The following is a 13658-nucleotide window of genomic DNA, read 5'->3' as shown; positions in this document are numbered from 1 at the left end:
AATCTGAGGTTATGGTGCCATCAGCCGAGCGCCTTGTCAATGAGATTCGCCAGAAACCTCAGGTACGACACGAACCCGTTCTGGACGCCGTAGCTCTCGCACGTGCCGAGAAGACTCGCGCGCAGCCCTTCCAGCAGCGCCGTCGAACGGGGACAGAGCGCCGGCCCTCCCAATCGGTCGAACATCACGAGCGTCTCGAGGAGCTGCTGCATACGACGGTTCCTTAACTTGGCGCGGCGCGTCTTGCTGTTGCCGACGCCTTTCTCGGCGAGCCAATCGTAGACCAGGCTGGAAAGCGCGTAATCGCACTCGTTGGAGCCGTCCATCCCGTTGACTATGCAGCTGCCGTGGGAACATCAGTTCCTCACGGCCTTCACGCCCTTGAGGATGTAGTGCTCCTCCCGCATGACGGCGTCGTCCCATCGCTCGGAGCAGAACAGGCAGAAGGCCAGCGCCGTTCCGAACGTGACCACCTCCAAAAACGCCCATACGGGCATCGCGTCTCGGTAATGGCCGATGATGCGCCCGGTGTAAACGTCGCCGACGATGCCGGCGGACATGCGCGAGGAGAGATCCCGCTCGATGTAGCTGCGGTATCTCCTCTGTTGCGCCCTCATGAAATCGGCGACTATGCCGTAGCCGTCCTCGTCGTCGAGCCTGGAGGCGCGCGTCACCATGGAGGTCTTGGCCAGCCGCTCCACGTCTTGCGAGACAGCTAGGAACGCCTTGCGGAGCTCGTCGTCGAGCGCATCGAGAGCCAGCAGGTCGGCGAAGTCAAGCCTCACGTACTTCCCCCGGTCGTCGCCGGACGCGTGCTTCTGGAACAGCCTGCGGCATGACGCGAGGTGCACGAAGGTTCCCCGGCGGGCCAAAGCGTCCGCGGCTTGCTCCTCGCCGCATCGCTCGAACGAGACGCCTTTCGCCTTCAGAAGCGCAACCTGCTCCTCCGGGTTCAGCATCGGCTTGAGCCCCGTCACCTCGTGCGCGCCCTCCCCGATGCTCCATGCAGTGTATGTTTCACTCGGATTCACCATGCCCGCCATTCTACCCCTTTCAGCGTCTCTTGGGCACGCCGCGTTCCGCGCATCTCGAATCGGCATGGCGAAGCGAAGGCGAATGGGGGCACGCCGCGCCGCTCCGGCGGCCACAGGCAAATCCGAAGACAAGAAAAGGACGAAAACATGCCATACGTCGACCCTGAAATCATCGCTGAAGTGAAGCGGGTTGACCTGCTTACTTACCTGCAAGAGCGCGAACCCGACGAGCTGGTGCGCATTTCGCCCGGCGTCTACTGCACGAAGGAACACGACAGCCTTAAGATCTCCAACGGCAAGTGGTTCTGGTGGAGCCGGGATCTCGGCGGCAGGAGCGCGCTCGACTTCCTCGTCAAAGTGCGCGACATGGCCTTCCTCGACGCCGTGGAGCATCTGCGGGCCGACCGCCCTGCCGTTGCGAGAGCATCCCCGCCCGCGCATGCCGCCCCACCGGCGAGCGCGCCGCGCCCGGCGTTTCGCCTCCCACGCCGGTGCGCCGACGACGATGCGATGCGGTACCTCGAATCGCGCGGCATCTCGCGCAGCCTGCTGAAGGGCCTCGTGGATGCCGGAGACGTCTACGGCACCATGCGCGGCGGGGTCGCGTGCGCGGTGTTCGTCGGCAGGGACCGCACGGGCGTTCCGAGGTACGCGGCCTTGCGCTCGTGCGAGGGAGGCTTCAAGGGCGAGGCTCCCAGATCCGACAAGCGCTTCGCGTTCTCCCTGCAAAGCGTCCGAAACAACGGCGTGCTCCATGTTTTCGAGAGCGCCATAGACGCGCTTTCCTACGCGACCATCCTCGAGCACGAGGGCAAGCAGACGGCCAGCTTGGGGATGCTGTCCCTCGGCGGGGTGTCGGTCCCCCATGCGCGCAACGGAGCCCCGAAGCTGCCGCTCGCCCTCGCGCAGCATCTTGACGACCGCCCATACATCGCCTCGTTGGCCTTGCATCTCGACAACGACGAGGCGGGCAGGCGGGCCGCCCGCGAGATCGCGCGCGCAGCCGCTTCTCGCGGCGTGGCGGCGTCGATGGAGCCTCCCCCGGAGGGTAAGGACGTGAATGAGTTCCTCTTGGCCCGCCGCTCCAGAGGCCGAGCGCCCGACAGGGGAAGGTGATCTTTCTTTCGGCGGGTTGCGAAGTCCGCCGCCGAGGCGGCGGAAAACCGTCGCGTACCAGCAAGCAACGCCGAGCGCTGGCGCTCGGCAGACGCAGGGGGCACCCCCTGCAACCCCGCGAAGGGAGGCGGCGAATGGAAAGGCGCACGCGCAAGGCCACGGTGAGGCTCACGGAGGAAGAGCTGGCGCGGCTCAAAGAGGCGGCGCGCAGGGCGGGCTGGTCGCAGGAGGCGTACCTGCGCGCGCTCATAGGGGGCATCGACCCGAGGCCGAAGCCGCCGCCCGACTACCTGGCGATGACCCGCGAGCTGCACGCCATCGGGAACAACCTCAACCAGATCGCGCGCAAGGCCCACGCCCTCGGCACCGTGGACGCCGCCCGCTACGACGCCGAGGCGCGAAGGCTCGAAGCCGCGCTCCGCGAGATCGTGGCGGCGGTCAAAGAGCCGGGAAGGAGGCGATGAGGTGGCCGTCACGTCGATTTGGAAGGTCGAAGGGCGCCTGGCGCGCGTGCTCGGGTACGCCGGGAACCCGGACAAGGCCGAAGGCTCGCCCGACGAGTGGGAGCTCCAGGGCGTGGGCGCCGCCATCCTCTACGCCGCCGACCCCGGCAAGACTGAGCGGCAGCTGTACGTGACCGGCGTCAACTGCCTGCCCGCCACGGCGCTGGAAGAGATGAACGCGACCAAGCGCCAATACGGCAAGACGGGCGGCATCGTGGCCTTCCACGGATACCAGGCGTTCGCGCCCGGCGAGACCGACCCCGCCACGGCCCACGAGGTGGGCGTCGCCCTCGCCCAAGAGCTGTGGGGCGGCCGCTTCGAGGTTGTGGTGGCCACCCATCTGGACAAGGCCCACCTCCACAACCACTTCGTGGTCAACTCTGTGTCCTTCGCCGACGGCAGGCGCTTCCACCGAGACGCCGCCTGCTACCGCGCGATGCGCGAAGCGTCCGACGAACTGTGCCGGGAGCATGGTCTTTCGGTGGTGGAGAGCCCCGGGCGCGGCGGCGCGCGCCACCACGCCGAATGGCGCGCCGAGCGCGAGGGGCGCCCCACGTGGCGCTCGCTCGTGAAGGCCGACGTGGACGAGGCCGTAGGGCGTGCGGCGAGCATGCGCCAGTTCCACGCGAACCTGCGCGCGATGGGCTACGACGTGAAGGTGGGCAAGGACATATCGGTGCGCCCGCCCGGCAAGGAGCGTTTCGTGCGCCTGCGCCGCAATTTCGGGGACGCGTACTCGCAGGAGGGCATCGGCGCGCGCATCCTCGCCAACAGCCGCCAGCGCCTGCCCCTCGGCAGGCCGAGGCCCGCTCCCAAGGAGCGCCCGCCCGTGCCGAAGGGCACGCTCGTGAGCCTGTACCGCAGGTACATGGCGCTGCTCAACGGCGCGAAGAGGCAGAGGGCGCCAGGCGGGCGGGCGCATTTCCTGCTGCGCGAGGATCTGCGCGAACTCGAAGCCATATCGGGGGAGCTCGCGCTGCTCGCGCGCGAGGGGATAGAGACGCGATCCCAGCTGGCGGCATACGAAAGAGCCTTGGCCGACAAGTCCGAGGCGCTGCAGGCCGAACGCCGCGCGCTGCGCAACGAGGCGAGGCGCTCCAAGGCGGCGGGATCCCCCGCGCCCCCAAACCCCCGCATCGCCGAGATAGCGTCGGAGCTGCGGGGCGCAAGGCGCGAGGCGCGCGCCTGCGCGCGCATCCGGGCAAGAAGCGCCGAGCTGCCGGCCCGCATCGCGCAGATCGAGGGCGCCGAAGCGAACAGAGAGGAAAGGCAGGTGGAAGGTCATGGACGCATCGAGCGAGGCTGCTGAGCAGATCGTGAGGATGACGCTCGAGGGAACCGAGGTGGCGCTGCGCATCACGGGCGCCGGCGCGAAGAACGCGGCCGCCATGCTGCTGGCGGCCGCGGCGAGCAACGAGAAAACCAAGGGCAGGGCGCGGCTTTCGGCGATGCTCAAATCGGGCCGTGAGCTGCGCGTGTTCCCCATCCGCTTTGACGATCTGAAAGGGTTCGCGAAGGAGGCCCGACGCTACGGCATCGCATACGCCGTCGTGAAGCAGAAGGACGGCGAATCCGTCGATCTTCTGGTGCGGACCGAGGACGCGAGCAAGGTGAACCGCATCGCGGAGAGGCTCGGCCTGTGCCGCATGAGAGACGACGCCCGCGAAGCGCCCGAGCCGCGCGAGGGGAATCGGCACGATGGGCGCGCGCACGCCGCGCAGGCGCCGCGCGCACCCGAACAAGCTGCGGCGCTCCTCGATGATTTGCTGGCATCGCCGGGCGACAGCGACGCCTCCCCTTTAGCGCAAGCCCCGGCGGAAAGCCGTCCGTCAGGGCCTACATCCGCGAGAAAACGGCTCTCAGAAAAGGATGGTGAGGCAGCGCGCAAGCGCTGCGGCAGGCTGTCCGTGCGCGCGGAGATGCGCGCCATATCGGCGGCACGCGAAATGAGCGGCGAAGCGCATGCGACTCGCAAGCCCATGGCGCGCGCCCTGGAGAAAGGAAGGTAGAGCATGCAAGATATCTACCGGATGATGGAAGAACGCAGTAGCCGGGAATTCGCGCCGGAAGGCGAGTTCGACAAGCAAGCGTGGGCGGAGCGGAAGCAGAGCGAGCGCCAAGAGGCATTCGACCGCGCCGACGCCGCCGCGCTGCGCGCGAATTCGGATCCAGCGGCGCTGGAGACGTACATGCGGGTGGCGGCGCAGCTGCCCCACCATTCCGCCACGAACATCCTGCTCATAGCCGACCGCATACCGAACGCGACGCGCGTCGGCACGGCTGAGCATTGGCGCAGGCAGGGAGCGTCGGTGAGGCGCGGGCAGAAGGCGATCCCCATCATCGAACCCGTCAAGGAGTACGTGCGCGACGACGGCAGCATCGGCGTCTTGTACGACGTGCGCAAGGTGTTCGACGTGTCGCAGACCACCGCGCGGCCATGCCTGCCGCGCAGAGTGGACCCTCACGCCGCGCTCGCGGCGCTGGTCGCTCGCTCGCCGACGAGAATAGAGCCGGTTGACGACCTCGGCGGCGTCCCCGCCGAGTACGATCACGCCTCGGGGGCCATACGGGTGCAGCGAGGGCTCGATGAGCCGCAGCTGCTCTCGGCGCTGATAGTCGAGGCGGCGCATGCCAGCATGGCGCTCGGCCTCGATGCCTACGACAGGGAGACGCACGCCGCGAAGGCCGACCTCGCGGCGGGCATAGCCGCCCGCCGCCTGGGACTCGAATGTTCGGGAGCCGTCGCCGCGCCCGCGCCACCGGAAGCGAGCGCGCGCGAGGTGAGGGACGCCTTGGGCGAGATCGGCAAGGCCGCGCGCGACGTGTCGGAGCGCATGGCCCCGCCCGAAAGGCGGCGCGACAGGTCGGAGGGCAGATGAGGCCCCCGACGGCTGGCGAGGCGGCAGCCGCCGCGCTCGCCGCGCCGCTGGCGGCGTGGGCGGGGTTCGTCGCCGCCCCCGCCTTGGACGGCGGGGGGTCGCTCGCCTCGCTCATCGCGGCGTTCTCGGATCCCTTTTCGACGAAGCCCACGGCGGGCGGCGCGCGATGGGCGCTGCTGTTCCTGGTCCTGTATGCCGCCTGCGCGGCGGCGTGGCTGCTCACCCGGCGCAACCTGCGCCCCGGCGAGGAGCACGGCAGCGCCCGGTGGGGTGACGCCCGCCGCATCTGCCACCGCTACCGGGGGCGCGACCCCGCAGGCGACAAGCTGCTCACGCGCAATTTTCGCATGAGCTACGACACCCACGCCCACAGGCGCTCGATGAACACGCTCGTGGTGGGCGGCTCGGGCGCAGGCAAAACGCGCGGGTTCAGCCTGCCCAACGCCTGCCAGGCCAACACATCGATGGTGGTGCTCGACCCGAAGGGCGAGATCGTGCGCGCCGTGGGCGGGCTGCTCGAATCGAGGGGCTACGAGGTGCGCGTGCTCGACCTCGTGCGCATGGAGAGGTCCCACTGCTACAACCCGCTTTCCTACATCGAGTCGGACGCGGACGCGCAGCGGCTCAACACCAACCTGTTCAAGGCGACGACTCCCAAGGGCGCGCAGAGCCAGGATCCTTTCTGGGACACGGCCGCCGGGATGCTGCACCTGGCGCTTCTGCTTTACCTCGTGCACGAGGCACCGCCCGAGGAGCGCAACTACGCCACCCTCATGGAGATGCTGCGCGCCGGCGAGGTGCGCGAGGACGACGACGATTACGCCTCGGTGCTCGACGAGCTGTTCGACCGGCTGGAGATGAGGGACCCTGGCCACATCGCGCTCAAATACTACCGCAGCTACCGCTCCGGCTCGGCCAAGACGCTCAAATCCATCCAGGTGACGCTCGCCTCCAGGCTGGAGAAGTTCAACCTCGACGCCCTGGCGTCGCTCACCGCCACAGACGAGCTCGACCTGCCGTCGCTCGGGGAGCGCAAGGTGGCCCTGTTCGCAGTCATACCCGACAACGACACCAGTTTCAACTTCCTGGTGTCCGTCCTCTACACGCAGCTGTTCCAGCAGCTTTTCGCGCTCGCGGACGGAAAACACGGCGGGCAGCTGCCCGTGCACGTGCACTTCCTCATGGATGAGTTCGCCAACGTGAGCTTACCCAATGATTTTGAGAAGATACTCTCCACCATGCGCGGGCGCGGGGTGTCCGCGTCGATCATCATCCAGAACATGGCGCAGCTGCGGGCGCTGTTCGACAAGCAGTGGGAGTCCATCGTCGGCAACTGCGACGAGTTCCTGTACCTGGGCGGCAACGAGCAATCCACCCACAAGTACGTCAGCGAGCTTCTGGGCAAGGAGACCATCGACCTCGACACGCACGGCAGGACCACCGGGAGGGGCGGCAGCTGGTCCACCAACCAGCAGATCTCGGGGCGCGAGCTCATGACGCCCGACGAGGTGCGCATGCTCGACAACTCCCGCGCGCTGCTCTTCGTGCGCGGCGAGCGCCCCATCATCGACTTAAAGCTCGACATAGCGCGGCATCCCGCCGCGCGGCTCACCCCCGAGGGCGGCGCGCCGCCCTACGAGCACGGCGCCTGCCCGCTGGCAAGCGCCGCCGTGGCGCCCTACGAAGGCGTTGCCCCCGCGAGCGCGCAGGCCGCGCCTGCGGGCTGCGTCGTGCTCGACGGGGAGGAGGCCGAGGCAGCGCTCGCGGCGGAGGCGGCGGGCGGGAAAGGAGAACCAACGCATGAGAAAGACCACTGAGGGGAAGAAGGCCCGCCCCGCAGCCCGCGCGCGGCTCATGGCGGCAATCGCCGTCTGCGCCGCTTCGGCCTTGGCGCTGGAGCCGCCCGCCGCGTTCGCGGCGACCGACCCGATAGCGGCGGTGGACAACCTCTCCACGTTCATCTTCGGGCTCATCAGGAGCGTCGGGCTCATCCTGCTCGGCTTCGGCGTGGTGCAGGTGGGCATGTCGCTCAAGAGCCACGACCCGTCCCAGCGCGCCAACGGCTTCCTGACCCTGGCGGGCGGCGTGGTCATCACGTTCGCGAAGGAAATCTTGGATATCATCGTCGGATAGGCCCGTCGCGCGGGCCCCGAAAGGAGGCGGGCCGTTGGATTCGGACAACTGGGTGGTCAGCAACCTCCAGGGAGCGCTCGACACGTGGAACGAGAAGATGGGCGAGATCGTGGGGTTGCTCACGGCGTCGCCCGCCGACTTCCGGGGCGGCGGGATATGGGACGCGGTGCTCTCCATCCACGGCGCCGTGCAGGCGGTGGCGCTCGCGCTCCTCGTGCTGTTCTTCCTGTCGGGCCTCGTGAAGACCTGCGGCTCGTTCGCCGAGGCCAAGCGCCCGGAGGTGGTGTTGAAGCTGTTCGTGCGGTTCGTGCTGGCGCACGCCGCCGTCGTCTACGGGCTTGAGCTCATGATGGCGTTCCTCGACGTGGTGCAGGGGCTCATCGGCGACATGATGGATGCTGCGGGCTTTGCGTCGGCCGCGCCCGCCGCGCTGCCTGGCGAGATGGTGGAGGCCATCGAGGACGTGGGCTTCCTCGACGCCATACCCCTGTGGGCGGTGACGTTGCTCGGCGGGCTGCTCGTCACGGTGCTCTCGTTCATCATGATACTGGCGGTGTACGGCAGGTTCTTCAAGATATACATGTACACCGCGCTCGCGCCCATACCCCTGTCCACCTTCGCGGGCGAGCCGAGTCAGTCGGTCGGCAAGGCGTTCCTCAAAAGCTACGGGGCCGTGTGCCTCGAGGGTGCGGTCATCCTGCTCGCATGCGTCATATTCTCGCTGTTCGCATCGGCGCCGCCGGTGGTGGATGCCGAGGCTCCCGTGGTCACGCAGGTGTGGTCGTACGTGGGAGAGCTTGCCTTCAACATGCTGGTGCTCACGGGCATGGTCAAGATGGCCGACCGCGTGGTGCGCGAGATGATGGGGCTTTGACGCCCCTCCCCTTTCCCGAAACAACCGAACGAACACATTGCCCGCGCCGCGCGCGGGGCGCTTTACGCGCCCGCTTCGCCGCGCAGGCAGAGAGGAGCAAGAAGTGGAAGTGAAGGTCAACCGAGAGATACGCGAGTATACCGAGGGGGTGTTCTTCGGCATGTCGCTTCGGCAGTGCGTCTTCGCGCTGCTCGCCTGCGTCGCCGCCGTGGGGCTCTACTTCGGGCTGTCGCCCTTCCTGAGACTGGACGAGCTCTCCTGGGCGTGCATCGCGGGAGCGGCCCCGTTCGCCGCGCTGGGGTTCGTCACCTGGCACGGCATGGCGGTCGAACGCGCGGCGTGGGCGTGGGCCAAATACGCGCTTTTGACCCCCAAGGAACTGCCCGCGCGCCCGCAGAACCTGTACTACGAGGCCGTCTGCACGCCGCATCGCGCGAAGGGCATCCGCCGCGAGAAAGGAGGGCATCATGGCCGCACTCGCAGCTAGGCGGCGCAAAGGCGGCACGCGGTTCGTCCCGCCGAAAACCGCCGAGGACGCCGTGCCCGTGCGCCGCATCTGGCCCGACGGCGTGTGCCTCACCGACGACGGCGAGTACGCGAAGACCTGGCGCGTGAGCGACGTGAACTACGCGGCGGCGTCAAAGGAGGATAAGGAGGCCATGTTCCTGGGCTACTCGGACCTGCTCAACTCTTTCGACTCCGACGCGCGGGCCAAGGTCACCGTGGCGGTGCGCAGGCTCGACGCCGAAGCCCTCGGGCGGCGCATCCTCATACCGCCCAAGGGCGACGGGCTCGACCGCTACCGCGAGGAGTACAACGCCATGCTCATAGAGAAGGCCACGGGGGCGAATTCCATGGTGCGCGAGATATACCTTACCATCGCCGTGGGAGGGAGAAGCATCCAGGAGGCCCGCTCCTACTTCAACCGCGCGTCGGCGGAGACGGCCGCGCACCTCGCGCGCCTCGGGGCGCACTGCGAGGAGCTCGACGCAGAGGGCAAGCTGCGGCTTCTGAGGGGCTTCTACCGGGGCGGCGCCGACGACCTGCCCATCGACGTGCGCGCCTCGATGCGCCGGGGGCACTCGTTCAAGGACGCCGTTGCGCCCGAGGGCGCGGGCATTGAGGCCGACCGCCTGCGGGTGGGCGGCCGCTGGGCGCGCGCCCTGTACCTGACCGACTACGCGTCCTACATCAAGGACGGCTTTCTGGCCGAGCTTACCGACGCGAGGCGCGCGATGGCGCTTTCCATAGACGTCGTCCCCGTGCCCACTGACGAGGCGGTGCGCGAGGTGGAGCGGCGACTGCTCGGTGTGGAGACGAACATCACCAACTGGACGCGCCGGCAGAACGCCAACATGAACTATAACGTGGCCGTGCCCTACGACATGGAGCAGCAGCGCAAGGAGAGCCGCGAGTTCCTGGACGACCTCATGTCGCGCGACCAGCGCATGATGTTCGCCACGGTGACGCTCGTCCACTTTGCCGACACGCCCGAGGAGCTCGACGCCGACACCGAGGCGCTGCTCTCGTGCGCGCGCAAGCACCTGTGCCGCCTCTCGGTCCTGCGCTTCCAGCAGCTCGACGGGCTGTCAACCGCGCTGCCCATAGGCGTGCGTCGCATCGAGGCGATGCGCACGCTCACCACCGAGAGCCTCGCCGTGCTCATGCCGTTCCGCGTGCAGGAGATCATGGAGGAGGGCGGCATGTACTTCGGCGAGAACGCCATATCGCGCAACCTCATCCTGTGCGACAAGTCGCGGCTCCTGAACCCCAACGCGTTCGTGCTGGGCGTGCCGGGCTCGGGCAAGAGCTTCTCGACCAAGGAGCTCATAGCTATGCTTGCGCTCTCGACCGACGACGACATAGTGATATGCGACCCCGAGCGCGAGTACGCCTCGCTCGCCGAGGCACTGGGCGGCGAGGTGGTGCGCATCGCGGCGGGCAGCCCCCACCACATCAACGCCATGGACATGGTGGAGGGCTACGGCGAGGGAGGCAACCCCGTGGCCGACAAGAGCGAGTTCGTGCTGTCACTGTTCGAGCAGCTCGACCGCCGGGGACTGGGGCCGCAGGCCAAGTCGGTCGTGGACCGCTGCACCTCGGCGGTGTACGCCGACTACCTGCGCGGCGGCGAGGCGCCCACGCTCGCCCACCTGCGCGACAAACTGCTCGCCCAGCCCGAGCCGCAGGCGCGTGACCTGGCGCTTTCGCTGGAGCTGTTCACCTCGGGCACGCTGGACGCGTTCGCGCACCCAACCAACGTGGACACCCGCAACAGGCTCCTCGTCTACGACATCATGGACCTGGGCCGCCAGCTCAAGACCATGGGGCTGCTCGTCATCACCGACGCGATGCTCAACCGCGTGACGGACAACTGGCGCGCGGGCAGGCGCACGCACATCTTCATAGACGAGTTCCACGTGGTGTTCGAGAACGAGTACTCCGGCGCGTTCTTCAACAGCGCGTGGCGCCGCTTCCGCAAGCGCAACGCCTACCCCACGGCCATCACGCAGAACGTGGAGTACCTGCTCGATTCGGTCTTGGCCTCCACGATGCTCTCCAACTCCGAGCTCATCGTCATGCTCAACCAGGCGGCCGCCGACCGCGGGAAACTGGGCGAACTCCTCAACATCAGCCGAGAGCAGATGGGCTACATCACCAACGCCGAGGCGGGCTGCGGCCTCCTGCGCTACGGCGGCGCCATCGTGCCGTTCGCCAACCGCTTCCCGAGGGACACCGAGCTCTACCGCCTCATGACCACTAAGCCCGGGGAGTGACGAAGCAGAAAGGAGGCCGCCTTGCCGAGCGACATCAAGGAGCGCGTCGTCGCCAGGAACGTGAAGACCCTCGACCGCGCGGCGCTTATCCAAAAGGCGGCGCGGCCCGCAGCGCTGCGCGTCGGCGAAACGGCGAAGGCGGCAAACCCCGCACACACACGCGAACGAAGGGGCGATGAAGCCGAAGGCGGCTGGGCGGCGGCGCGCGGCGAATCGGAGCGAACGGCGCACGAGGGCTTCGCGGCCACAGCGAACGGTGCGCGGGTCGCCCGCGCAATCCGGCGGCGCAATGTCCCCAAGGAACGCGCGCGCACGACCTTCCCGTCCGCAGAGCGCGGCGAACGTCGCACGCCGAGGGGTTGCGCGGCATCCTGCGGGTCAAGCCGCGAAGCATCGAGCCCTTCGCCGAGGGCGCCCCGGCCGGCGAACGCGCGCGCCCGAGAAGCCATGCGCACGAGGGCGCAGGCGGCGTCGCGCGCACGCGCGGCCCGGGCATCCCGCAAAGCTACGGCGAAGGGCGCGAACGCCGCCGCGCGGCGGGCGGCAAGCAGCGCGGGCCGGTTCGCGCGCATGGCCGCGCTCCAGGCGCGGGCGGCAACTGCGGCGCTCACCGGTCTTGGGTCGTCCGCTGCCGCAGTGGTCGTGGTGACATGCCTCGCGGCGTTCGTCGCCACCTCGGCGTTCGGCATCTTCCTCATGGGCGGCGACATAGGCGACGGCAACCCCCCGCTCCGCGAGGTGGTGGCGGAGATAGACGCCGAGCACGCCGCCAAGGTGGAGGAGGCCAAGGCGTCGGCGGAATGCGACGAGGTTTCGGTTTCGGGCGGCAAGAGCCCGTGGAAGGAAACCCTCGCCGTGTTCGCGGTCAAGCTGGCGGCAGACGCCGAGAACCCGCTCGACGTTCTGACGCTCGACGCCGCGCGGCAGGGCGCGCTGCGCGCCGTGTTCTGGGACATGAACTCCATAGAAACCGAGATAGAGGAAGCCGAGCCGAGCGATTCCGACGGCGAAGACGCCCCGCCCGCCAAGGTGCTGCGCGTCACGCTCTCGGCCAAGACGGCGGAGCAGATGGCGTCGGCCTACGGGTTCGACGCGGGGCAACTCGAAACGCTGCGCGAGCTTCTGGACGAGCGCCACGACGCCGCATGGCGGGCCGTACTCCACGGGATCGCGGGCGGCGCCGCCGACATCGTGGAGATCGCCTCGAGCCAGCTGGGCAACGTGGGCGGCAGGCCGTACTGGTCATGGTACGGGTTCGAGAGCCGCGTGGAATGGTGCGCGTGCTTCGTGAGCTGGTGTGCGAACGAGTGCGGGTACATCGATTCGGGCGCGGTGCCCAAGTTCTCCTACTGCCCCACGGGCGTGCAGTGGTTCAAGGCCGCAGGCCGCTGGCTGCCGGGAGGCAGCGCGCCGGCGCCTGGGGACATCGTGTTCTTCGACTGGGACGGAGACGGCGTCTCCGACCACGTGGGCATCGTGGAGTCGTGCGACGGCTCCACCGTGCGCACCATCGAAGGCAATTCGGACGATGCGTGCAGGAGAAGCGCCTACGGCGTCGGAAGCCCTTTCATTATGGGGTATGGGGCGTGCTCTTTCTAAGAAATCTCTATCCATCTTGCCAATAAAGGCAGCTCCAAATGACGCAAAACATCGTTGCACTCGTAGATGGTTAGGCTGTCGTTCATGGACAGCAACTCTCTGTATGCCTCATGAAGCTTACACCCTCCAAGGTAATAACCCGCCGCATTGAAAAGATTCTCGGATTCTTCCAAAGAGAGTCCGAGGCCTACGCAAAATTGCATCACTGTTTCTGGTTTAGGACGATCTGCAAGTTGACCATATTTGATTCGCTCGTAAGTTTTCTCCGACAGCAAAGTACGTCTGCAGAACTCGCTTTTTGAAATGCCAAGCTTCAAGACGTACTTCGCAGAAAGCAGAGAAAATGGTGCTGTCTCTCTTTCTGACCCGCTGCTATCGTGTTCGATTGACGCTGGAGTGCCATAAGCTTTCCCCATCGTCTTCTTGAAGAGGCGGTCTCTTAGTCGATAGCAACACTCCGTTACTTTTTGAGTAATGGCATCCTCCTTCACGGCTGGGCACCTACCTCGGTTGGCGCTGCCAGCGCAATAAGCCCTGGGGGATTTAGTCTTCAAGGTCGAACTCCCTCAAGCCAACCTCCTTTTGGCGCCTGCGTTGTTTTGCTCTCAAACCGAATTGCTCCCGGGATGCATGCTTTTCACTGTCTCCATCAGAAAAAGAAGAGGGCGTAATCGCAAGCTATTTGCAAAGCGTGCCTTTCTGACCACATGGCTAAAAAATCTTTGCCACCTGCAAGCAAAAAA

The 13658-nt window shown here is 67.2% G+C and carries 14 protein-coding genes; 11 read left to right on the top strand and 3 right to left on the bottom strand.

The window, feature by feature from the left end; genetic code table 11:
• Window positions 1–20: 20 nt before the first annotated feature.
• Together ABGT83_RS10750 and ABGT83_RS10745 are read right to left on the bottom strand one after the other, a co-directional pair.
• Entirely contained in the window at window positions 21–326 is a 306-nt protein-coding gene (locus ABGT83_RS10750; RefSeq protein WP_346687524.1) for a hypothetical protein, read from the bottom strand.
• A gap of 30 nt (window positions 327–356) precedes the next feature.
• Window positions 357–1043: an Abi family protein gene (locus tag ABGT83_RS10745; RefSeq protein ID WP_346687523.1), complete on the bottom strand. Its 687-nt coding sequence runs from the start codon at window positions 1041–1043 to the stop codon at window positions 357–359.
• Between the two features lie 138 nt (window positions 1044–1181).
• On the opposite strand from ABGT83_RS10745, the gene ABGT83_RS10740 reads away from it, so the two are divergent.
• The 11 genes from ABGT83_RS10740 (at window position 1182) to ABGT83_RS10690 (ending at window position 12915) form a co-directional block, all read left to right on the top strand.
• On the top strand, window positions 1182–2150 hold the full coding sequence (locus tag ABGT83_RS10740; RefSeq protein WP_009305530.1) for a toprim domain-containing protein: 969 nt from the start codon (window positions 1182–1184) through the stop codon (window positions 2148–2150).
• A gap of 134 nt (window positions 2151–2284) precedes the next feature.
• A complete protein-coding gene (locus ABGT83_RS10735; RefSeq protein WP_009305529.1) occupies window positions 2285–2614 on the top strand; it encodes a MobC family plasmid mobilization relaxosome protein in 330 nt (109 codons plus the stop codon).
• A 1-nt stretch (window position 2615) separates the two neighbouring features.
• Complete coding sequence (locus tag ABGT83_RS10730; RefSeq protein WP_009305528.1) at window positions 2616–3962, top strand: relaxase/mobilization nuclease domain-containing protein; 1347 nt, start codon at window positions 2616–2618, stop codon at window positions 3960–3962.
• Window positions 3937–4662: a PcfB family protein gene (locus ABGT83_RS10725; RefSeq protein WP_009305527.1), complete on the top strand. Its 726-nt coding sequence runs from the start codon at window positions 3937–3939 to the stop codon at window positions 4660–4662. Before ABGT83_RS10730 ends, ABGT83_RS10725 begins: the two co-directional genes overlap by 26 nt.
• A gap of 3 nt (window positions 4663–4665) precedes the next feature.
• The gene (locus tag ABGT83_RS10720) at window positions 4666–5532 is read left to right on the top strand and encodes an ArdC-like ssDNA-binding domain-containing protein (RefSeq protein ID WP_009305526.1); all 867 of its coding nucleotides are present in this window, start codon (window positions 4666–4668) and stop codon (window positions 5530–5532) included.
• The gene (locus ABGT83_RS10715; protein ID WP_009608917.1) at window positions 5529–7349 is read left to right on the top strand and encodes a VirD4-like conjugal transfer protein, CD1115 family; all 1821 of its coding nucleotides are present in this window, start codon (window positions 5529–5531) and stop codon (window positions 7347–7349) included. Before ABGT83_RS10720 ends, ABGT83_RS10715 begins: the two co-directional genes overlap by 4 nt.
• Window positions 7333–7665, top strand: coding sequence for a hypothetical protein (locus ABGT83_RS10710; RefSeq protein WP_009305525.1), 333 nt, complete (start codon window positions 7333–7335; stop codon window positions 7663–7665). Before ABGT83_RS10715 ends, ABGT83_RS10710 begins: the two co-directional genes overlap by 17 nt.
• Before the next feature lie 34 nt (window positions 7666–7699).
• Window positions 7700–8539 carry a hypothetical protein gene (locus ABGT83_RS10705; RefSeq protein WP_009305524.1) on the top strand — a complete coding sequence of 280 codons (840 nt, stop codon included), beginning with the start codon at window positions 7700–7702 and terminating at the stop codon, window positions 8537–8539.
• Window positions 8540–8642: 103 nt separating this feature from the next.
• A complete protein-coding gene (locus tag ABGT83_RS10700) occupies window positions 8643–9026 on the top strand; it encodes a PrgI family protein (RefSeq protein ID WP_009305523.1) in 384 nt (127 codons plus the stop codon).
• Complete coding sequence (locus ABGT83_RS10695; protein WP_009305522.1) at window positions 9007–11316, top strand: VirB4-like conjugal transfer ATPase, CD1110 family; 2310 nt, start codon at window positions 9007–9009, stop codon at window positions 11314–11316. Before ABGT83_RS10700 ends, ABGT83_RS10695 begins: the two co-directional genes overlap by 20 nt.
• Before the next feature lie 21 nt (window positions 11317–11337).
• Window positions 11338–12915 carry a CHAP domain-containing protein gene (locus ABGT83_RS10690; RefSeq protein WP_346687518.1) on the top strand — a complete coding sequence of 526 codons (1578 nt, stop codon included), beginning with the start codon at window positions 11338–11340 and terminating at the stop codon, window positions 12913–12915.
• Here ABGT83_RS10690 and ABGT83_RS10685 read toward each other — a convergent pair.
• Window positions 12912–13406, bottom strand: a complete 495-nt coding sequence (locus ABGT83_RS10685) for a helix-turn-helix domain-containing protein (protein ID WP_175282520.1) — start codon at window positions 13404–13406, stop codon at window positions 12912–12914. The two genes, ABGT83_RS10690 and ABGT83_RS10685, sit on opposite strands and share 4 nt — an antisense overlap.
• Between the last annotated feature and the right edge of the window lie 252 nt (window positions 13407–13658).

The organism is Enteroscipio rubneri, assembly GCF_963929405.1.
Taxonomy (GTDB): Bacteria; Actinomycetota; Coriobacteriia; order Coriobacteriales; family Eggerthellaceae; genus Enteroscipio; species Enteroscipio rubneri.
Note: the sequence above shows the minus strand (reverse complement) of the source record. Positions and strands in the feature narration are given on the sequence as shown.

Coding starts and splice junctions, on each gene's coding strand:
- ABGT83_RS10750 (WP_346687524.1), bottom strand. CDS start 326: ATGGACGGCTCCAACGAGTGCGATTACGCGCTTTCCAGCCTGGTCTAC.
- ABGT83_RS10745 (WP_346687523.1), bottom strand. CDS start 1,043: ATGGCGGGCATGGTGAATCCGAGTGAAACATACACTGCATGGAGCATC.
- ABGT83_RS10740 (WP_009305530.1), top strand. CDS start 1,182: ATGCCATACGTCGACCCTGAAATCATCGCTGAAGTGAAGCGGGTTGAC.
- ABGT83_RS10735 (WP_009305529.1), top strand. CDS start 2,285: ATGGAAAGGCGCACGCGCAAGGCCACGGTGAGGCTCACGGAGGAAGAG.
- ABGT83_RS10725 (WP_009305527.1), top strand. CDS start 3,937: ATGGACGCATCGAGCGAGGCTGCTGAGCAGATCGTGAGGATGACGCTC.
- ABGT83_RS10720 (WP_009305526.1), top strand. CDS start 4,666: ATGCAAGATATCTACCGGATGATGGAAGAACGCAGTAGCCGGGAATTC.
- ABGT83_RS10715 (WP_009608917.1), top strand. CDS start 5,529: ATGAGGCCCCCGACGGCTGGCGAGGCGGCAGCCGCCGCGCTCGCCGCG.
- ABGT83_RS10710 (WP_009305525.1), top strand. CDS start 7,333: ATGAGAAAGACCACTGAGGGGAAGAAGGCCCGCCCCGCAGCCCGCGCG.
- ABGT83_RS10695 (WP_009305522.1), top strand. CDS start 9,007: ATGGCCGCACTCGCAGCTAGGCGGCGCAAAGGCGGCACGCGGTTCGTC.